Genomic DNA, 20,439 nt, shown 5'->3' on the forward strand with positions numbered 1-20,439 from the left:
TGGTCGCAGGAAGTATTTCAGCAGCAGTAGTCATGGCATTACCGCTCTGGGATCAGTCCTTCTAGGGTCAATCGGAATCTTTTGCTCTGCTTGTCCCCGATATTAAAAGCTTCATATATTCCTTCATCCGTTAGCACTACGGAGTCCGCCCTTAAAGCATCATTAACGTAACTTACCTCAGCATGATCAACATTCCAGCGGTAAATGTAGGCACTCATTGGATTTCTATGCGCGGCTACACCCTCAATAGATCCATCCCCATCAACATCCAGCTCTTTGGAATGTCCGGTATCTATCTGCAGCAATCCCGAGGGGTTACCACTCTCGTCGATTAAATAATAGTTAGTGAGCGAGTTATTTGCTCCTAGTCCACCGGTGATTTTCAGCACCTTTTCGCTAAAAATCCGCACCACTTCTACCTTGATATCCTCCGGCTGACGATAATTATAAGTTCCTATCGCCCCTAGACTGTATTGTCCTTTGGAAGTAGAAATGTTGGCATACACATAGTCTTCGTCACTAGCCATCGTATACACCTTCACTTTGACTCCTCCGAAATTATCCAGCTTCTTCTCTGTAATCAAAGTAGCGCCTGTAGGTGGAGCACTTAGTTGAGAGACTACGGGGATTGTATCCACCAGCATCCACTCCAGCTTCATGAGGTTAGCAGAGGTGTCTGTTGGCTTCGGTCTTGATGTGTGGTAATCGTTAGCCGATTGAAGGGGGGATGGGTCAACCTGATGTTGGCAACCTGCCAGCAGATTCATTAGAAGCAAAACTGTCAGCGTAACGGATTTATGTAAAGGAAACATCTCCTATTCACTTCCTATCCTCTTTTTAAAATTAAATCTTTCATTAATCATAGATGAAGTTAGAATTTCAATTGTTACTTTTAGGGGGCGGGAGGGTTAATTTATTGTCTTTTGAGGGCATGCGTCGATCAAAAGGCTAAATGGGCATACAAAAAACCCGCATCAAATGCGGGTTTGAGTGGAAAGTATCAAGAACCTAGCAGTTCAAGCGCCAGTAGTCGGTAAACCTCTAGACGTTTCTCCTGCGAATGCGGAATGCTGCATATCATCGCTTCCTGGAAACCATATTGAGCTTGTTCTTCTTGCAAGCGTGCGGCGATGTCTTTAACCGCACCAACCAAATGAATCTTACGGCTTTCCTTGATTGACATCCGGTCAATTTCCGATAACGATATGTTCTGAGCTTCTTCTGGTGTCAGCACCTGAGTAATTCTGCCCTTGCTCATCATCAACCGAAAAATATCCTGCGGTAATGCCTCATACTCAGCTTCTTCCTTCGTTTCTGCTGTGGTTACCATATAGGATACACTAATCTCAGGTTTGTCCATGAAGATAGAAGGCTGGTAGTTATTCCGATATTGATCCAAAATCTCATTACTCATCGCACCATTAAAAAATTGCGCAAAGGAGTATCCGACTCCCATCTGTGCTGCTTTTCGCGCACTGTTGCCGCTCGAGCCTAACAACCATACCTCAGGGAGCGCCACCTTCGTTGGAGCGGCAAGATTTTTGGCATACAACTCATTTTCCGGAATCTGATCACTAAGCAGCTGCATAGTAATGCCAAGCTTATCATACATGTTATGCAGCATTAACTCGCGGCCTTCAGACAGAGCGTACATGGCACTTGTATCGCCACCAGGAGCTCGTCCCACACCGAAATCAATTCTCCCCGGGGAAAAAGCACTTAACGTTTTAAATACTTCCGCCAGCTTAAGTGGAGAATAATGCATCATCATTACACCGCCGGTGCCGATTCGAATACGGTTGGTCTTAGCGGCTAAACGGGCTGCCGTTACTTCCGGAGCTGAGCTAGCAAATGTATTTCCGCCATGGTGCTCAGCCATCCACATTCTGCTATATCCCAACTCATCTGCTAAAATAGCTAGTTCTTCTGCTTTATTCAGAGCACCTTCCGCTGTGTTACCACTTGTCACGGGTGCCTGATCCAATACGCTTAATCTCATGCGAATACATCCCTTCTTTGGTCAGATGACCATTTTATTGCTGATCCATTCCTCTAAGGCTGCAATCTTATCTTTAAAGCGTTCACCACGCATTTCCTCCGACAACGAAGCAATAGTCTCCCGCTTTAATACAGCTTTCCAAGAGGATTCAGCTTCTTCCATCAGATTGGTTAACAGGCAGCAGCTATCTTCTTTTTCTAAATCCAACATGTCTACCAGAATACCATTGGATGAATACAGCGACTGCTGTCCTTCCACCGCAAGGTAAACGTCATATACACGAATATCTTCAGGTCTCTTCTTTAATTTAAAGCCACCTTTAATGCCGGGAACAGACGTGATGATGTCTGCGGTTACCAGCTTTCTTAACAGTTTCTGAAAATAGGTCGCCGATGCTCCGAGCTGCTGGCTAATCGCTTCTCCAGACAACACCGCTTTGTCCGGCAGCATGTTAAGCAGAACCAGTGCATACACTGACTGTTCTACCCCTGTTTTCATATGCATGTACAGCACCTCGATCTACATAAATTGCTTAATATAAACTGTAGACTATACCACCCGCGTATAAAGCGGATAAACATTATCCACTTTATACTTTATATCAGTTTGCACCAAAAGTAAAACCCTGCTCGTCTTCTCTTACAGTTAATATCTGCTATAAAAAAAAGATCGCGCATATAGCGCAATCTTTTTCATATGGATAGTCCCACCCGCTGAACCAGCTGTGAGCTCTGATCATTAAGTCCGGTAATGGTGACTTTTTTGCCACGCTCGGCGTATTTGCTCATCGTCTTCGCTATGGCATGAACTGCGGATTGGTCCCACACATGGGAATGTGAAAAATCGATAATAATATGATCGGGATCGCTATCGTAGGCGAATTCATGAATGAAGTGGCTTGTCGTGCCGAAGAACAGCTGGCCGGTAACCGCATATGTTTTGGAAGAGGCAGCTTCCTGAACTGTTAGGCGGATCGAAGCTATTTTCCAAGCAAACGTTAAAGCACTTAGCAGAACCCCAAACAAAACGCCAATAGAAAGATTGTCTGTAGCCACCACGGTGACCACCGTCACAATCATAACCAACGCATCGCTAAGCGGAACACGGGTTAGAGATTTAAGCGAGCCCCATTCAAAGGTGCTGATACAGACCATTATCATTACGCCAACGAGCGCGCCCATCGGAATCTGCTTAACCACATCGCCAAGTACGATAATGAGGAACAATAAAAAGATCCCTGATACAAACGTGGACAGACGCGTGCGTCCTCCTGACTTCATGTTAACCATTGACTGGCCAATCATCGCACAGCCTGCCATCCCTCCGAAAAAACCAGTGACTACATTCGCCAGCCCCTGTCCCTTCGCCTCTCTGTTCTTATCACTACCTGTGCCCGTAATATCGTCTATTAAGGTGGCAGTCATCAGTGATTCCAATAGCCCAACTACGGCCAGCGAGAGTGAATATGGCAAAATAATAAGCAGCGTATCCAGCGTGAACGGAATCTGCGGTAAATGGAATAGTGGCAAAGTTGCTGTAATATTCCCCATATCCCCTACGGTTCTTACGTCCAGATGAAGAGCGATGCTAAGAATAGAAACGATAACAATCGCTACAAGCGCTGAGGGTACGGCTTTGGTAAACCGAGGAACCGTATAGATAATAAGCAATGTCAGAGCTACCAGTCCATACATCACCCAGCCTTGTCCCTTAAAATGGGTAAGCTGCGCCATGAAAATCAGTATCGCCAGCGCGTTGACAAACCCCGTCATGACCGGCTGTGGCAAAAAAGTGATGAATCGGCCCAGCTTTAGCATCCCCATCAATATCTGAAACACACCAGCCAGTACAGTTGCCGCGAACAGATACTCTATTCCATGCTCTAGTACGAGACTTCCGACTAATAGGGCCATAGCCCCTGTAGCCGCCGAGATCATTCCGGGTCTGCCTCCGGCAAGTGCGGTTACAATTGCAATACAAAAAGAGGCATATAAACCAACCATCGGACTTACTCCCGCCAAGATCGAAAAAGCGATCGCTTCAGGAATCAGTGCAACGGCTACGGTCATCCCCGATAAAATATCGGTTCGAGTGTTAGAAAACCACCCATTATTTAAGGTAAGCTGCTTCAAAATCTAATTTCCTCCTGTGACTAATAAGGTATATAGGCCTTTTCAAAAAGACCCGGGGCCGGTGCAACGCTAATGTTGCTTATTGTACTCGACCCACCTTCACCTTCACAAAAAGATTAGTTAGACTTGTAAGCGCTTATACACCTCATTTTCTAGCCAATCCTTAAAATATCATTCAAATTCTATATTTCTAGATTACCGGTATAGTCCGGAAGCTTTCACTTCATTAAAGAAGTTGTTGAACTCATCAATATTCAGCTGCTGCGCGGCATCGGACAACGCAGTTGCAGGATCAGGATGGACCTCGACCATAATACCATCGGCTCCGGCTGCGAGTGCAGCTTTTGCACAAGGGATAAGAATATCTTTGCGTCCTGTGGAGTGAGTAACATCGACCAATACTGGCAGATGGCATTCCTGCTTAAGAATAGGCACTGCTGAGATATCGAGCGTGTTGCGGGTCGCTTTTTCATACGTACGAATTCCGCGTTCAATCAACATGATTTGTGTATTACCACGAGACATGATGTATTCCGCTGCATGTATGAATTCATCGAGCGTAGCAGCCAATCCGCGTTTCAGCAGCACAGGCTTATTGACTTCTCCGACCGCTTTTAGCAGCTCGAAATTATGCATGTTCCGAGCACCGATCTGGATGATATCTACATAATCTAAGGACTCTTCAATATGTCTTGGATCTACAATTTCACTGATGGTCAGCAGACCATAATCATTTGCTGCTTCACGTAATATTCTTAGGCCGTCCATACCTAGACCTTGGAAATCATAAGGAGAAGTCCGCGGCTTGAAGGCACCTCCACGCATAACACGTACACCAGCTTTTTGCAGTGCTGCAGCTACGGTGCGGGTCTGTAGTTCACTTTCCACAGAGCAAGGACCAGCTACCATCAGTGAAGAAGGACCGCCAACAGTAACATCTCCCGGCAGAACAATCACAGTGTCTTCTTTGTGACTCTTACGCGCTACTAGTAAAGTTTTTTTATGTTCATCGGATTGTAAGTCCAGAGATGCTGAAAAAATTTGTTTGAAGAGGCTGCGGATGGTTCCGTTAGTGAAAGGTCCTTTGTTGCTCGCTACGAGCTGATCAAGCATTTTCTTTTCACGTTCTGGATCGAATTTAGGCACACCTTGCTTTTCTTTAACTACTCCAATCTCCTGCACAATTTTAGCCCGCTCGGAGATCAGCTCCAGCAATTGCCCATTAATTTCATCCAGACGACCTCTAAGAACATCCAATTCTACGTTACTCATTACCCTTCCACTCCCTCTTCTTATTTATAATTTGAAACGCAAAAAGGCCCCCCGTCGCAAGGGACGAGGAGCCGTGGTACCACCCTTATTTAGAATTAACCCTTAAACTAGCACAAAGGAATAGAAAATCGGATTCCCTCGACTAAAGATTAACTCTATCTTAAACCCGGTAACGCGGGGCGCGGGCCTCCCTACTCATACCTGTCACGACCTGTGACAAACTACTTCAGGGGCCGACTCGGAAGTGAACTTCGGCATTAATCGTCTCATGAGGGTGCTCTCAGTCTCCGGCACGCCTTCCCTGTTAAGATCCGCTATAATGCTTACTCTCTTCGTCATAGTCTTATTTATGTCAGCGCGTCTTTTGCGCTGGTTTCTGCTATCTTAATCAAAAAATGTTTCCGATGCAAGATAATAATGGAACGCTGAGTAGCTTTAACGCAATAAAATCATATGAGATACAATTATTCTTATAACAACTCGCTAGAATAGGCTTTGAAGTATGAAATAACCCATACCCATACTATTCTGCCACTGCTTAAAAGGTTCCAATCCCTTTCTATGTATGAAGTTGACAGCGATATTTTGATTGTTTACAATTAAATCATTAAAAATATTTCCTGTTCTTATTCACTGGCAGCTTTAGCGTTGACAATACATAACTGAAGGGATGTAGCAGCATGAGCATTTATCCATATACAGCACGCAGTATTCGAGGAAAAGAGATCGAACTAGAGGAATACAAAGGTAAAGTACTTTTGATTGTGAATACAGCAAGTAAGTGTGGGTTTACCCACCAATACTCCGACCTGCAAAAGCTCTATGAGCGATACGAAGATCGCGGCTTCCAAATTCTCGGTTTCCCTTCCAATCAGTTCGGGGAGCAGGAACCTGGCAGCAATGAAGAAGTGAATGTATTTTGCCAAATCAATTACGGCGTTACGTTCCCTCTCTTTGAGAAGGTTGAAGTAAAGGGCGAAAATAAACATCCCCTCTTCACTCACCTTACTGAGCAGGCTGGATTTGAAGGCTTCGACATGAACCATTCTTCAGGAAAGCTGCTTCAAAGCATGCTTGAGAGCAAAGATCCGGAAGCACTGAACAATGACGAAATCAAATGGAACTTTACTAAATTTCTAATTGATCGCGAAGGCAATGTAATTACAAGATTCGAATCTACTGTGGATCCGCTGGATATTGAGCCAGCGATCGAAGCACTGCTATAGTTTTTTTTAGATATATACCGAACTAATGATATCAACTTAAAGCACAGTAGTCACTGCGGTGAATAATTGGACTTCCGGCCGCTGTTGTCCCCAGATTTCTTGATTGAAACCGCTCTTCGCGGTGGAAATCCCGGAACAAAGGCCTACATAGATTGAATTTCTATACAACAAAAAGCCGCCCAGACTCCAACTCTGGGCGGCTTTTTCACGTACGGTACTGCTCGGTAAACACTTCAAAATAAGGGGTGGTATCCCTTTCAGCCATTGAGCCGTTAGCGCCCGGTCCCCAGCCGATCTCAGCCCGCCAGCTCCCTAGCAACCCTGTCTGGATTAGCGCCTCCTCATTTACACCGATAAGCTGATCTGCCTGTGGTGCTACATAAAGTGCATCTACAGGGCAATAAGCTTCACACATAAAACAAGTCTGGCAATCTTCCTGACGCGCAATAACCGGAATCTTCCCCTGCATTTCGAATACGTTTGTCGGACATACTTTCGTACACAGTTTACAACCCACGCAGCGTTCCACGCTGATTAGTTCGATCATATCGCCTGCCCCTCCTTTAGTAGATTCAGTTCATGAGCATGGGGCACAGCCTCGGTACCGATGCTTATTTGCTCTATACCGGATACAATCAGCCGGTGGGTTTGACGCGGATCAAGCTCCGGATATTCCGCGAGCTTTTGCAGGCCGCGCGTCTCCTTCCGGGCCAGCGCGGCGGTGTACATCCATCTGCCGACCGCGAGCATAGCCGCGGCTTCGCGTGCTTGCACGATGCCCTGTACGGTGGCGGGAACGCGCCCGTTCAACAAGGGCATCAAGGCATTCAGCCGCTTCAAGGCTGAAGAAATGCCCGGCTCGCTGCGGAAATAATTAATCTGCAGCGGTAAGATTTCACGCTGGATCGCCGCGACTAGCGGCTTCACCTCCAGCGTTTCCGAGGTGTCGGTGCCAGCCGCCAGACCGTAGCGTCCCGCTGCGGTCAGGTTGCGGCTGTTCGCCTGCCCTCGGCTGGAGCGCGCATGCTGCGCGGCTCCCTGGCCTGCCCAGCTTCCGCTGCATATGGCCCAGGAAGCGTTATAAGCCCCGCCGCCGGAGATGGCGCCGGTCACTTTCTCGCGAGATGCGGCATCTCCGGCCGCATAGAGTCCGGGCACGGTCGTCCGGCAGTCTGTGCCGCTCAAGCGCAGACCCCCAGTGCCGCGCATCGTGCCCTCATAGCGCAGGGTGAGCGGGAATTTCTGCTTAAACGCATCAATTCCCGCACGCTCCAGCGGCATAAAGAAAATCGGATGCGCTTTTCGCAGAAAATCCTGTTTCTCCGCTGTATCTGCCAGATCGAGCGAAGCATAAACCGGCCCCTTGAGCATCATTTCAGGGATGCTGCCAAAGGTCCGATCCCCTTTATGCAGCGGATGACCGTCCGCATCATAAAGCGTTGCCCAAGCTAGCATACGGCCACGTGTTACAGTTCCATCTGCAAAGCTCGGAGCGTATTGGCGGCTGAATTCCATGCCTGACAAATCGGCTCCCACCTCAGCGGACATCAACAGCCCTTCTCCTGTCAGTACGTTGCAGCCAAGACCTTTGCTGAGAAAAGCACAGCCTCCGGTTGCCATCACAACGGCATTGGCCTTCACTTCCCAAGACTCCCCTGTCAGACGGTTAATCCCACGTGCCCCGCCAACCCCATGTTCATCATGAAGAAGCTCTAGCGCTGGCGACTGATCGAGGATCGTGACCCCCGCTTTGCGGACAACTCTTCGCATAATCCGCATGTACTCTGGTCCATGCAGATGTGTACGCAGTGAGTTACCTTCATCATCCTTCGGAAAAGGATAACCCCACTGCTCGACTAGAGCCAGATTCTGCTCTACCTGATCCAGCACGCGGTGAATCCAAGCATTCTCCGACAGATATCCACCAGCTTTTAGTCTGGATTGAACCGCCTGCTCACGCAGCTCGGCAATTGGAGGGATAACGAGCAGCGTTGTACCGCCCGGAGCAGTGGCGCCGCTTGTGCCCAAGTAGCCCTTATCGGCCAAGACTACCTTTGCACCTTGCGATGCTGCACTCCATGCCGCCCAAGCTCCTGCGGGTCCTCCGCCAAGCACGAGCACATCCACTGTCATTTCCTTCTTAAGCTGCGACATATCTTTTCCTCCCAAGCATTTGCGCTTTCCAAGCAATTGTTACTTCAGCTGCCAATCGCTAATATTGAAGTCTTTTTTCGCTAATTTTTCTTCGACAAGGAAGTTCTTGGTACCCTCCAGTAGCTTGGTTCCTTCGTCAGTGAACGCGGTATCTTTGATATCACTAATTGGATTTACTTGCTTCGCCAGCTCTGGCGTTGTATCTCCGATTTCAGCCAAAAATTGATAATATTCATCCTCGTGTTGTTTCAAATCCGCCAAGGCTTTCTCACGGGCTTCGTTCCACGCCTTCGGAAAGTCAGGGAATTTCGCCAGATAGTCCTCGGACACGACAGTTGCACTAGTGCCGAGCAAGTTCGGATGCTTCGAAGCATCGTCTAAGTGAGTGTAACCTTGGTCAATTAACTTCAGCGCAGGTACACCCAAATTAGTCGTAGCATCTACATCTCCACGGGCCAAAGCTGCGGTAGCATCCGGAATGAGCATATGCACGAGTTTATAGTCAGTTACGCCTTCCTCCTGAAGTAACCCAACCACATAGCGGTGCATGAAAGAGCCTTTTTGAATGGCAATAGTCTTCCCTTGCAGATCCTTCACCGTCTTTGGTCCATCCTTCTTACCGATTAGATAACCGATAGTGTTGGCTGAGGATTGTGAAATCAGACGTGTCTTGGCGCCAGAAGCATAAGCAATAATAGCAGGTGTATCCCCAAGGCTGCCGATATCTAATCGACCACTAATTAAGGATTCTGTCTGATCAGGGCCGTTTGGAAAGCCCGTAAGCTTCACTTCAGTAATGCCATATTTCTTCAACTCTTCTTGAATGATCCCTTTATAAAAGCCCCAGCCCTCCGCGCCACCTGGCACATTCAGCTTATTAGAGCCTATAAAACCAAAGTTCAGTACCGCTGGAACGTTACTTTCGGCTTTGCCTCCAGATTTCTCTGTACTAGAGCCGCCGGATGCAGATGCTCCATTTCCTCCAGCGTTATTTCCGCAAGCCTGAAGAACCAGCATAACCATCATAATCGTAGTTAAAAGTGCAAATCGTATCCTTTTAGAACGTTTCCCTTGAATCTCTCTGTACGCTGGTTTCATTTCTTTCTCCCCCTAGATTTATGTTATTTATCTTAATCTTAATCAAGGTCAGAACCCTGCCCTCGACGCCAATTTGTACATAAAGTCATGACTTGCTACCGGTTGTCTGCCTTTGCCCCAGCCTACCTTTTCACGATAACCACCAAGTAATCCCTGCTCCTCTAGCCCTGCCTCTGTCACCCCAATCACTTTCTCTGAATCTGGCGCAACGTAGAGAGCATCCACAGGACAATACAGCTCACACATAAAGCAAGTCTGGCAATCGCTCTGCCGGGCAATAACAGGAATGCCATCCTCTACCCGTTCGAAGACATTGGTCGGGCAGACCGATACACATTGGTTGCACTCTACACATCTGGCAGCGCTGATCACCTCAATCATGATAGAACACCCTCCTTGGCCACGGCTTCTGTCTTCACCCATACCTGATCCAATCCACCGCTAATTAAGCGATGATGCTGTTCTTGATCCGTTCCCTTAAAATCTTCACGCTTATGCATGCCCCTCGTCTCCGTACGGGCAAGCGCGGAATTGTACATCCAGCGGGCGGTTGCAGTCATGGCTTCAGCTTCACGCGCTTTAACCCCTTCAGGTGTTCGCTGAATCTCACGGCTACGCTGATCTTTCCACAATTCATCCAGACGACCTAATGAAGAGTTCAGCCCTTTATCCGTACGGAATAAATTAATGTCATACGGCTTCACTTCAGCCTGCACAGCAGACACAACCTCTGACGTATGAGCTGATACTCCAGGCTTCACTTCTTGATGAACTAGTGGAGAAGATGATAAGCCGACTGGATTACGGTACGCTGCATTCGAGCCAAGTCTCTGCGCATAGACAGCTGCCCCTTCTCCTGCAAAACTGCCGGATGACATAGCCCAAGCCGCATTATGGCTGCCACCACCAGTAAATCCCCCGCAAATTAGCTCACGGGTAGCTGCATCTCCTGCCGCATAAAGTCCGGGAACACCTGTGCCACAGCTTTCGTCCGTGATATGAATACCACCCGTCCCACGAACCGTTCCTTCGAGACGAAGCGTAACCGGAAAAGCATCCTTGAAAGGATCGATCCCTTGTCGATCAAAGGGCAAGAAAAAATTCGTCTGCGCCACCCGCAGCAGCGGTCTTAAATCCTCGGGCGCTCCATCCAGCTTGGCATACACCTGATTGCCTGCTAGCAGATTCCGAGCGATAACTGAACGCCCTTTCTTGGAACCCGCCCCTTCCACAATGCTTCCATCCTCATAATAAAAGCTGGCATAGTTGTAATATGCTGTCTTGGTTACAGAGGAGAACGTAGGGCAGATAGCATAGGCATTGGAGAATTCCATGCCGGACAAGTTCGCCCCAGCCTCAGCTGCAAATAGATAGCCATCTCCGGTCAACACGTTACAGCCGAGAGCCTTACTTAGAAAAGCACACCCACCAGTTGCAATGACAACCGCTCCTGCCTGAACAGTCCAGGTGTCACCACTCTGCGTATGGACTCCAGCCGCTCCAGCTACGCCATGCTCATCCGCTAGGAGCTCCATGGCTGGACTATGATCTAGAATTTTAACGCCCGCTTTTTTCACCAGCTTACGCATTAATTTCATATATTCCGGTCCCTGAAGACTCTTACGATACTGGTTACCCTGCTCATCTACAGGGAATGGATATCCTGAAACGCCAAGTTTGTTCATATTGGCATAGGTACGGTCTAGCACTCGGTCCATCCAGCGGGATTCAGCCAACTGACCGCCCAATGTATAACGACTTGCTTTGGCCTCCTCCCGGAGCTTCTCATCCGGCTTCACATACCAGACTCCTGTTCCTGAGGGGGCCGTTGCACCGCTCGAACCGCAGTAGCCTTTATCTGCAAGAACAACTTTCGCCCCCTTCGCTGAGGCCGTAAGGGCTGCCCATGTTCCTGCAGGGCCTCCGCCTATAACAAGCACATCCGCCACCAAATTCAACGACCCTTTTTGTATCGATCCACTCATAGCTCAAGACCTCCTCAAATGATTTACCCTTCGTAACTATCGCGCCAGAACAGGCACTTGCGTTCAATGATTCGGAACAAAGAATCGATTAGCTTGCCGACAATAGCAAAGATAATAATGCCTACAAACACAACCTCTGTATTAGAGTTCTGCTTCGCCTCATTGATCAGGAATCCAATGCCGGATTGTGATCCAATGAGTTCAGCTACAACAAGACCGATCCATGCTACAGCCAATGACAGTCGCAATCCTAACAAAATCCCGGGTAATGCTGCCGGTAATATCAGCCTGCGCAGCCTCTGATAAGGGCTAAATCCTAACACCCGGGACACCTCAAACAGCTTATTGTCCACATTGCGGATGCCCATAAACGTATTAATATAGAGCGGAAAGAATGACCCTGTCAGAATGATCACTACTTTGGACATCTCCCCAAAGCCGAACCACAAAATAATTAGCGGTGCTATAGCTAGATGAGGAACAAGCCTAAGGACCTGTACACTAGGATCGAGCACATATTCCACACTGCGAAACAAGCCAGTCAGTACTCCGAATAAAAGGCCTAGAACACCTCCGATAAGAAATCCAACTCCCGCCCTCCCCATACTGACACCTAGATGATGAGTTAACTCTCCAGTCACCAATAGCCCTGTAAAAGCTCTGGCGATCGACAATGGAGTCGGCAGAAACTGCGCGGAGATCAGTCCGGTGCTTCCTGCCAGCTGCCAAAGTACTATTGTCACCACCGGAATGATAGCGCCCGTTCCCCAATCTGACAGTAGAGATTTCCATGCTATAGGTACCGCCGATTTCTCCAATGTCTTAGTCGATAAAGGGGCAATATCACTGCTATCTAGCGATTCTCTTGCTCTTGTAGTGTTATTCAAAATAGCTTCTGCTCCATCGCTCATGGCGCATCCCCCTTTCGTTTCTTGCGCGTTTTCTGTTTATCCGCGATAGCTGTCCTGCCATCTCAGCAGCCGACGTTCAATGTAGCGAACAATAGAATCACTCACCAGTCCTGCAATGGCAAAAATAATAATTCCCACGAACACCACAGGTGTATCCGCGAATTGACGCGCGTCCGACATCATATACCCAATGCCTGAAGTGGAAGCAATCAGCTCTGCGACTACCAAACCTAACCAAGAGAGCCCCAAGGAAAGGCGCACTCCGAGAATAATATTCGGCAATGCGGCTGGAAGTACTAGTCTTACAACCTGCTTTAACCGGCTGAATCCAAGCACTCGAGATACTTCGAACAGCTTGTTATCCACGCCGCGAATACCCATGAACGTATTAATATAAAGCGGAAAAAATGCTCCTTTAGCAATCAACAGTACTTTAGACTCCTCACCGATCCCGAACCATAAAATGAATAGCGGCACTACAGCCAAGCTTGGTATCATGCGAATCATTTGCAGGGATGGATCTAGCAATTTCTCTGATCTGCGGAACAGACCTACGAGAATGCCTAATAGCAGACCAAGTCCACCACCGAGCAGGAATCCGGAAAGAGCTCTGACCAAGCTGATCCTAAAGTTCGGCCATAAATCCCCTGAAGCAGCCAAAGTTACAAATGATTCTGCAATGGTATACGGCGTCGGGAACAGCATCTCTGAGATCATTCCATAGTGTCCAAGGGTCTGCCACAGAATTAGCACAGTGCCCGGCAGCAGAAGGCCCAGTCCAAATGTTGTTACCTTTCCGGGGCGTCCGGAAGTTCTTACGGCTATAGCCCGGTTTGTCATGCTCTGCACCCACCTTTTTTAGCTTTACAATCTCTTTAAATAACAAAAAGAGACCCTCGAATATTGAACACTTTCGGAGGTCTCCATTGGTATGGTCGACATATTTATATTCCTGCCCCGTCAATAAGCTCAAGCTCATCGACTTTTTCAAAATAATTCAGCACCTTCAGGCGTAGCTCTTGAAAGGAAGACGTTGTTTTTTTACGTGGATACGGCAAATCAACCGGGACAATCTTACGTATTTTCCCGGGGCGAGGTTCTAAAATCACTACCCGATTACCTAGAAATACAGCCTCATCAATATCATGCGTTACAAAAATCATGGTTGTTTTGTTGGCCCGCCAAATGTCCAGTAACACCGTCTGCATATGCGCTCTAGTGAACGCATCCAGTGCACCAAACGGTTCATCCAGCAGCAGGATTTTGGGATTTCGCAGTAGCGCACGGGCTATCGCCACCCGTTGGGCCATCCCTCCCGATAACTCCCGGGGATAGGATTTCTCAAACCCATTTAACTTGACGAGATCAATCAACTCATCGACCTTACGTCTAATTTCTTTGTTGCCTAGCGGCAAATCAGAAGCAATATTCTTCTCTACGGTGAGCCAAGGAAAGAGACGATGCTCTTGAAAAATAAATCCCTTATCGATTCCGGGACCCCCAATCTCCGTCCCTCCTAAGGTAACGCTCCCCGTATATCCACTGTCCAAACCGGCCACGATGCGCAGCAGCGTGCTTTTGCCACAGCCACTGGGCCCGATGACCGTAATGAATTCACCCTCTTGCACATGGAGATCAACATTATACAGTGCCTGAACATGACCTCCGGTAGACTCAAAACGTTTATTTAGATTTGAAATCGACAGCAACGCTTCTCCCATCGTGACCCCTCCTTAAATTCTGTATACAAAAAAACAGAGGTATTGCGCTTTTACATTCGCAATACCTCTGTAGGAACAGTCGGTAATTTTTATTCAAAGTAAATCAATTGGAATTATAATATTTAAAATATCATCCATTTGAAAAGCTGTCAACAATAAAACTTTTTTCAGACACACTTGTTTACATCAGATACCTTAAATATAAATATATGCTTGAGATCACAATGGACAGCAGCATTAAAGGGAAACCCACCTTCAAATACTTCATGAATGTAATCGGATAGCCCTCTTTTCCAGCTAGACCAGCAACGATCAGATTAGCACTGGCACCGATCAATGTACCATTGCCACCCAAGCAAGCACCCAAGGCTAAACTCCACCAAAGGGGCTCCAGATTGGTGATCCCCATCTGCCCCATCTCCTGTATCAAAGGAATCATTGTTGCTACAAAAGGAATATTATCAAGAAACGCAGAAGCAATTGCACTGACCCATAAGATCATCATCGAGCTCATGAGCACATCCCCACCCGTTAAATCTATCGCTTTGGCAGCCAGCTCCGCGATGACACCTGTCTCGACGAGTCCTGATACCAAAACAAACAGTCCGATAAAAAAGAAGATCGTAATCCACTCCACGCTGTGAAAAGCTTTTTCCAGCATGTGTTCTCCTCCAGTTAATAAGAGCAGTAAAAAAGCCCCCGCTAAGGCAACCGTAGCAGACTCCAAATGTAGCGCCTGATGTAAAAAGAAGCCTATAATCGTAAATCCAAGTACGATAAGGCATTTTCGCAGCAGCTTATGATCCGTAATCATTGCCTTCTCGTCCATGTTCATGATACTTTGCTGCAATTCCGGAGTGGATTTAATTTGCTTACCAAACATCAGTAGTAAAAGCGGGATATACGCTAACATAATGATGATAATCACAGGTGTTAGATTGCTGATAAAGGACATAAACGTCAGCTCTTTCACAGCACTGCCGATCATAATATTCGGTGGATCTCCGATCAATGTTGCCGTCCCACCGACATTCGATGCAATAATTTGTGACATCAAAAAAGGCAGCGGATTTATACGCAGTTGCCTTGTAATACTGAAGGTAACAGGCACCATAAGTAGCACTGTTGTAACATTATCCAAGAAAGCAGAAGCCACAGCAGTAACAACAAACAAAGCAATCAGGATTCTTCTCGGCTTCCCTTTCGCCAGCTTTGCTGATTTCACTGCCGCATATTTAAAAAGTCCTGTCTCTGCAGTAATCCCTACAATCATCATCATCCCTACAAGTAGTCCAAGGGTATTAAAATCAATATGATGCAGTGCCGTCTCCTGATCCACAATACCCATCGCTACCATAACAATAGCGCCTAACATCGCTAAGATTGTACGGTGAATTTTCTCAGAAATAATCAGTCCATAAATCAGTAGAAAAATACCTATCGCCCAAATCGCTTGCTGTTCCATAATATCCCCCGGTCCTTCTCTTTAATTTCGTTAATGTATAACCTACTCATTATATAACCTATTTATCATAAAATAGATTTGTATTTTTCGCACTGGAATTGTGGATTAATCCATAAAAAACGACTCTCCCGATTATTTATCGAAGAGCCGTTTTTTATAGAGCCGATTATTTCATTTTCAAAACCTTAGGCTCCTTGAAAGCGGTCAAAATACCTTTGCTCTGCACAATAATCATACCGCTTTCCAGCAAGGTTGGGCCGAACACTCTACCTGATGTTTTGAGCTGCACAACCGGTTTTGCGGAAATCAAATCTATCGCGATTAATTTGCCGTCAGTCTGGGCCACATACATACCATGTCCGAGCAGATCAAAGCGGGCAATCGGATTGCTAATTCCACTGTACTGAACCGCTGATTTATTCGCCATTTTAACACCATAAATGCTCTGTTCATTACTAAAAAGAATTCTTCCATCATAAGGACCAGCGGCGTAGGATAACTTAGCTCCGATGGATTCGTAAGAATAATTATCGCGTGTTACGGTAGCAGGATCAGCATTGACTGGATAGCTGTAGACACCTTTATATCCTGTTATAAAAATTCTGTCACCGTCACTCCAAGCAATGCCGCCCTTTGGTGCTTCGGGATCATTTGGGTCAATATTAGCAGGGTTATAAACTACCGTCTTCACTACTTTACCTGTCTTAACATCCAAACTGTCGAGTGTAGTAAGAGGAAGAGCGTCGAATAAGGTAGTCTTCCGTTGTGTTATAAGCGTTCCATTAATCTCAGTAATCGGAAAATAATGATCTCTGTTATTCCAAAGCTCTTTACCCGTTGTTCGATCAAAGGCATGTAGAATGTCATACGTATACGCTCCGGATTCTGAGTTTTGAGCTAATATCAGGTTTCCCTCAACCATGAACGGTTCATACAGCTTTTCACCAAAATTATCACGCCACTGCAGTTTCCCATCCTTCAGATTGTAGGCTTGAATATCACCATTGGCAGTAAAAAGCTGATCTTTATCAATAACTAATTGGCTGATGCCTTTACTGTTTGCCGATGAACTCCATTTATTTTTTCCAGTAGCCGCGTTGACTGCATAGATTGTGCCCGCTTCTGAAGTCACATAAGCCACACCATCTTGGTAAAGTAACGGTGCCTTTAATTTGGAGCCGTATTTCCACACCACTTTCCCCGTCTGGGCGTTAATGGCTAAAAGCTGACCCTTTTGTAGGATAAAAGCTTTGCCCGCACCAACTGCAACAACGCCCTTGCCCATAATGTAGTCCGTCGGTATATCTCCTAGCGTTGGCAAATCCATCGTAGTGGACCACTCAACCTTCGCAGCAGATAAATTTACATAATAATCATCTAAATTCGAGCCTATAAAGGAGGTGTGCGAATCAGCCGCAGCAGCTTGTACCGGGTTTACCATAAGCAATACCCCTAAACCAATAATCGCAGTACGAAGATATGACTTCAATAATGTTCCTCTCACCACCACACGCCTCCTCATATAAATGCCTCAATTGGATAGATTCTCAAAATAAAATATAATACTAATGACGAGCAGGATGTAAGAACATGGATTATTATTCCTCATTTTGACATCCTAAAGAGCAGAAATCAAAACATTTACTCATAAACTTACAATTTGTAAGTTATTGTGTTATAATAATCACATTCTTCTATAAACGAACAAGCTTTATCAAATATATGAATAACAAGGGGTTTGTAATCATGAGTAACGAGGTAACCACAGCACCAGCATCCGATTTTGAATTCGGTATCTACACCTTAGGAGACATTGTAGCTGATTGTCATACCGGGAATAAGATCAGCCCGAAACAACGACTCGACGAAGTTGTAGCTGCGGCCAAGCTGGCGGATGAGGCGGGGCTTGATGTATTCGGTGTAGGTGAGCATCATCGTCTTGATTTTGCGATTTCTTCGGTTCCAGTCGTGCTGGCAGCCATCTCCCAGGTTACCCACAGAATCAAGTTGACGAGCGCCACTACTGTATTAAGCACCATTGATCCCGTGCGCGTATTCGAGGATTTCGCCACACTTGATTTACTATCAGATGGCCGTGCAGAGATTATTGCTGGACGTGGTGCTTTTGTGGAATCTTTTCCGCTCTTTGGGTACGAACTTGAAGACTATCATCGACTATTCGCCGAGAATATTAATCTGCTTCTCGAGCTTAATAAGCATGAAATTATGAACTGGGAGGGTTCCTTCCGCTCATCCTTGAAGGATTCTGAGATTGCACCACGCCCTCTTCAGCAAAGCCTTCCTGTATGGATAGGTGTAGGTGGTTCTCCTGAAAGCGCGGAAAAAGCTGGGGTACTTGGGACTGGAATGGCCATCGCCATTCTTAGCGGTAGTCCAGAACCTTTCCAAGAGCTTGCTGCAACTTATCGACGCGCTGGAATTCAGGCGGGTCATGCCCCTGAATCTTTAAAGATTGCGATTACTAGCCACGGCTACATTGCCGAAACTTCACAGCAAGCGCTCGATGAATATTACCCATACTACTATAGTTATCGTAATTCCATCAGCCCAAAACCTGGTCAAGAATACAGTGTATCTCGTGACGACTTTGGGCAATATGTATCTGCTGATAACACAATGGCTGTAGGTAGCCCGCAGCAAATTATTGAAAAAATCCTCTATCAGCATGAGCTGTTCGGCCATAGCCGCTTTATGACTCAGCTCGACATCGGCGGCCTTCCTTACGCCAAGGTAGCCAAAGCTATTGAACTATTGGCAACTGAGGTCGCCCCTGTCGTACGACGCGAAATTGCCAAGAAGAATAGCCGATAGAACTGAGGGGCTGTACCAGTTAATAAAAAAGCACTTCTCCCGCTCGTGGAGAAGTGCTTTTTGTGCTGTTGCAACATTGTGTCTTGCTGTAAGAAGTGAACCGGATGCTCTGCTCAAGAATTAGGGAATATCTCCCTGAAAATCGGAAATTTCTACTCAATAGACTAACAATTAGGGAATACCTCCCTATAATTAACCTGATTCGGTGCTAAATATAGATATTGCCCTTATTTTTAGGGAGGAATTCCCTGATTTCACTCATTTAGAGTAATTATCAGCTATTTTCAGGGAGCTTTTCCCTAATTACTCTCAAAAAAAGAAGCTGCCCCCTAAGTAGATTCACTACTTTTGAGACAGCACTTATGCTCATCACGCAAAGGATGGTTTATTGTTGTCTACCTTCCCGCTAATAAGCTTCTTATATTCATCGTCTCCACCATCTAAAGAAGGCGCAGTATAAATTTGAGCTGAAGCTGGTTGCTGAGCGGAATGGCTCGACCCTGTTTTGCTTGTGGTATTCTTATTATCTTCTGCACTCCTGCTTCCACCACTTGCAGAGCGGAGAACAGCACCCGATAAGTTGTTAATACCCTTTATTCGCTTCATGCTGAATCCTCCCCTACTAAATGATTGATGGTACGGAATAAATCCTGGTTATTCGCAACTACCGCCTTAAGATCATCCGCAGATAATCCATCACTCCCTGAAAAGTGTACGGAAAGAACATACTTCTTACCTAGAGGATAGCATAGGATATATACCTCCGCAACTTCCGTGCGTTGAAAAAAAGTCCATTTGCTCGATAAAAATGCATCTACCACACTAGGCTGCTTCTCATTCCCTTTCGTAACAGTCAAGGAATAGGAGTGCCCACGTCCGACATTTCCTCCCACCTGAACAAGCTGTTCTTTCTCTTGAGCCTGCCAAATCGCAGCACCGATCACACGACAATGCTTCGGAGGTAAGAAAGAATTGCGGATCGCCTCACTGAGTGCGTGATACTTCTCTCCATCCTCAGAGATGGTCACATTACTATTATATTGCCAAAAAAAATGAAGGATACTTTCTTTGCGCCTTAATTCCATCTTTAGCTGCTCTAAATCTTTCACCGGGTCACGGAATTTTCCAAACCCCTGGACACTATCAATAATCTTACCACAGCTCACATCCACAGCAGCCGTAGGATTATCATGGTGCATCTCATACTCTAAAGCTGTAATTCCCGATAAATCGGACAACAGATGATATTCTTCAACATTCTGTCCAGGGATTAAATCGTCGCGGGCAGTCACCTGATCCGGCACTAAGCAAAAGACGCGATTACGCCGTAATCTGGCCCAAAACAAACCCATTTCAAACCCCGTATTATCACGAGTCACATAATAAAATTTACCGCGTATTTTGGCGACATCATCTGGCGAGAACACAAATACGGCAAAATCGCTCTCATCCAAATTTCTCTCCAGTGCCTCCATCGTGTATTCATTCGCTCGAAAGGCATTGGCATACCAAGGATGTACTTCAGCATCCCTCTTCAGCTGCTCATGAATCGCTCTTGCATAACGTATGGATTCTCTGGAAGATCCAATGAATAGCTTTGGTTTAGTCACGGCAGTGCTCCTTCATCCTTCCCAATATGTAATA

At 46.4% G+C, this 20,439-nt stretch carries 19 protein-coding genes; 2 read left to right on the plus strand and 17 right to left on the minus strand.

Features of this window, described 5'->3' with window-relative positions; translation table 11 throughout:
* Positions 1 to 38 precede the first annotated feature (38 nt).
* The 5 genes from MKY99_RS26630 to MKY99_RS26650 all read right to left on the minus strand — a co-directional run bounded on the left by MKY99_RS26630 (position 39) and on the right by MKY99_RS26650 (position 5,403).
* Entirely contained in the window at positions 39 to 812 is a 774-nt protein-coding gene (locus tag MKY99_RS26630) for a hypothetical protein (RefSeq protein ID WP_339267255.1), read from the minus strand.
* A 188-nt stretch (positions 813 to 1,000) separates the two neighbouring features.
* On the minus strand, positions 1,001 to 1,999 hold the full coding sequence (locus MKY99_RS26635) for an LLM class flavin-dependent oxidoreductase (RefSeq protein WP_076285499.1): 999 nt from the start codon (positions 1,997 to 1,999) through the stop codon (positions 1,001 to 1,003).
* Between the two features lie 21 nt (positions 2,000 to 2,020).
* Positions 2,021 to 2,503 carry an Rrf2 family transcriptional regulator gene (locus MKY99_RS26640; protein WP_042191916.1) on the minus strand — a complete coding sequence of 161 codons (483 nt, stop codon included), beginning with the start codon at positions 2,501 to 2,503 and terminating at the stop codon, positions 2,021 to 2,023.
* Between the two features lie 188 nt (positions 2,504 to 2,691).
* Positions 2,692 to 4,068 (minus strand): SulP family inorganic anion transporter, encoded by a 1,377-nt coding sequence (locus tag MKY99_RS26645; RefSeq protein WP_256716398.1) that lies wholly within the window; start codon positions 4,066 to 4,068, stop codon positions 2,692 to 2,694.
* Positions 4,069 to 4,326: 258 nt separating this feature from the next.
* On the minus strand, positions 4,327 to 5,403 hold the full coding sequence (locus tag MKY99_RS26650; RefSeq protein WP_076285501.1) for a bifunctional 3-deoxy-7-phosphoheptulonate synthase/chorismate mutase: 1,077 nt from the start codon (positions 5,401 to 5,403) through the stop codon (positions 4,327 to 4,329).
* Positions 5,404 to 6,083: 680 nt separating this feature from the next.
* Between MKY99_RS26650 and MKY99_RS26655 the strand changes: the two genes are divergently transcribed.
* Positions 6,084 to 6,629 (plus strand): glutathione peroxidase, encoded by a 546-nt coding sequence (locus tag MKY99_RS26655; protein ID WP_042191922.1) that lies wholly within the window; start codon positions 6,084 to 6,086, stop codon positions 6,627 to 6,629.
* 205 nt (positions 6,630 to 6,834) lie between these two features.
* Here MKY99_RS26655 and MKY99_RS26660 read toward each other — a convergent pair whose 3' ends face one another.
* The 10 genes from MKY99_RS26660 to MKY99_RS26705 all read right to left on the minus strand — a co-directional run bounded on the left by MKY99_RS26660 (position 6,835) and on the right by MKY99_RS26705 (position 17,467).
* Positions 6,835 to 7,176: a 4Fe-4S binding protein gene (locus MKY99_RS26660; RefSeq protein WP_076285502.1), complete on the minus strand. Its 342-nt coding sequence runs from the start codon at positions 7,174 to 7,176 to the stop codon at positions 6,835 to 6,837.
* Complete coding sequence (locus MKY99_RS26665; RefSeq protein WP_339267258.1) at positions 7,173 to 8,783, minus strand: FAD-binding protein; 1,611 nt, start codon at positions 8,781 to 8,783, stop codon at positions 7,173 to 7,175. The genes MKY99_RS26660 and MKY99_RS26665 overlap by 4 nt, the downstream gene beginning before the upstream one ends.
* Before the next feature lie 39 nt (positions 8,784 to 8,822).
* Complete coding sequence (locus MKY99_RS26670; protein ID WP_339243516.1) at positions 8,823 to 9,881, minus strand: ABC transporter substrate-binding protein; 1,059 nt, start codon at positions 9,879 to 9,881, stop codon at positions 8,823 to 8,825.
* A 48-nt stretch (positions 9,882 to 9,929) separates the two neighbouring features.
* Entirely contained in the window at positions 9,930 to 10,262 is a 333-nt protein-coding gene (locus MKY99_RS26675; protein ID WP_076285505.1) for a ferredoxin family protein, read from the minus strand.
* Positions 10,259 to 11,866 carry an FAD-binding protein gene (locus tag MKY99_RS26680; protein WP_339267259.1) on the minus strand — a complete coding sequence of 536 codons (1,608 nt, stop codon included), beginning with the start codon at positions 11,864 to 11,866 and terminating at the stop codon, positions 10,259 to 10,261. The genes MKY99_RS26675 and MKY99_RS26680 overlap by 4 nt, the downstream gene beginning before the upstream one ends.
* A gap of 23 nt (positions 11,867 to 11,889) precedes the next feature.
* On the minus strand, positions 11,890 to 12,777 hold the full coding sequence (locus tag MKY99_RS26685; protein ID WP_052404425.1) for an ABC transporter permease: 888 nt from the start codon (positions 12,775 to 12,777) through the stop codon (positions 11,890 to 11,892).
* Between the two features lie 36 nt (positions 12,778 to 12,813).
* Entirely contained in the window at positions 12,814 to 13,617 is an 804-nt protein-coding gene (locus MKY99_RS26690) for an ABC transporter permease (protein WP_339267262.1), read from the minus strand.
* 104 nt (positions 13,618 to 13,721) lie between these two features.
* Positions 13,722 to 14,498 (minus strand): ABC transporter ATP-binding protein, encoded by a 777-nt coding sequence (locus MKY99_RS26695; protein ID WP_076300681.1) that lies wholly within the window; start codon positions 14,496 to 14,498, stop codon positions 13,722 to 13,724.
* A 181-nt stretch (positions 14,499 to 14,679) separates the two neighbouring features.
* The gene (locus tag MKY99_RS26700; protein ID WP_339267265.1) at positions 14,680 to 15,963 is read right to left on the minus strand and encodes an ArsB/NhaD family transporter; all 1,284 of its coding nucleotides are present in this window, start codon (positions 15,961 to 15,963) and stop codon (positions 14,680 to 14,682) included.
* 166 nt (positions 15,964 to 16,129) lie between these two features.
* Positions 16,130 to 17,467 carry a PQQ-binding-like beta-propeller repeat protein gene (locus MKY99_RS26705; RefSeq protein ID WP_339267266.1) on the minus strand — a complete coding sequence of 446 codons (1,338 nt, stop codon included), beginning with the start codon at positions 17,465 to 17,467 and terminating at the stop codon, positions 16,130 to 16,132.
* A 242-nt stretch (positions 17,468 to 17,709) separates the two neighbouring features.
* Here MKY99_RS26705 and MKY99_RS26710 point away from each other — a divergent pair, with 242 nt between their 5' ends.
* Positions 17,710 to 18,795, plus strand: coding sequence for an LLM class flavin-dependent oxidoreductase (locus MKY99_RS26710; RefSeq protein ID WP_339267268.1), 1,086 nt, complete (start codon positions 17,710 to 17,712; stop codon positions 18,793 to 18,795).
* 369 nt (positions 18,796 to 19,164) lie between these two features.
* Here MKY99_RS26710 and MKY99_RS26715 read toward each other — a convergent pair whose 3' ends face one another.
* Positions 19,165 to 19,401: a hypothetical protein gene (locus MKY99_RS26715; RefSeq protein ID WP_076285512.1), complete on the minus strand. Its 237-nt coding sequence runs from the start codon at positions 19,399 to 19,401 to the stop codon at positions 19,165 to 19,167.
* Entirely contained in the window at positions 19,398 to 20,405 is a 1,008-nt protein-coding gene (locus tag MKY99_RS26720) for a TIR domain-containing protein (protein ID WP_042191948.1), read from the minus strand. The genes MKY99_RS26715 and MKY99_RS26720 overlap by 4 nt, the downstream gene beginning before the upstream one ends.
* Positions 20,406 to 20,439: the final 34 nt, after the last annotated feature.

It is taken from the genome of Paenibacillus sp. FSL R5-0470 (assembly GCF_037975205.1).
Classification (GTDB): domain Bacteria; phylum Bacillota; class Bacilli; order Paenibacillales; family Paenibacillaceae; genus Paenibacillus_AQ.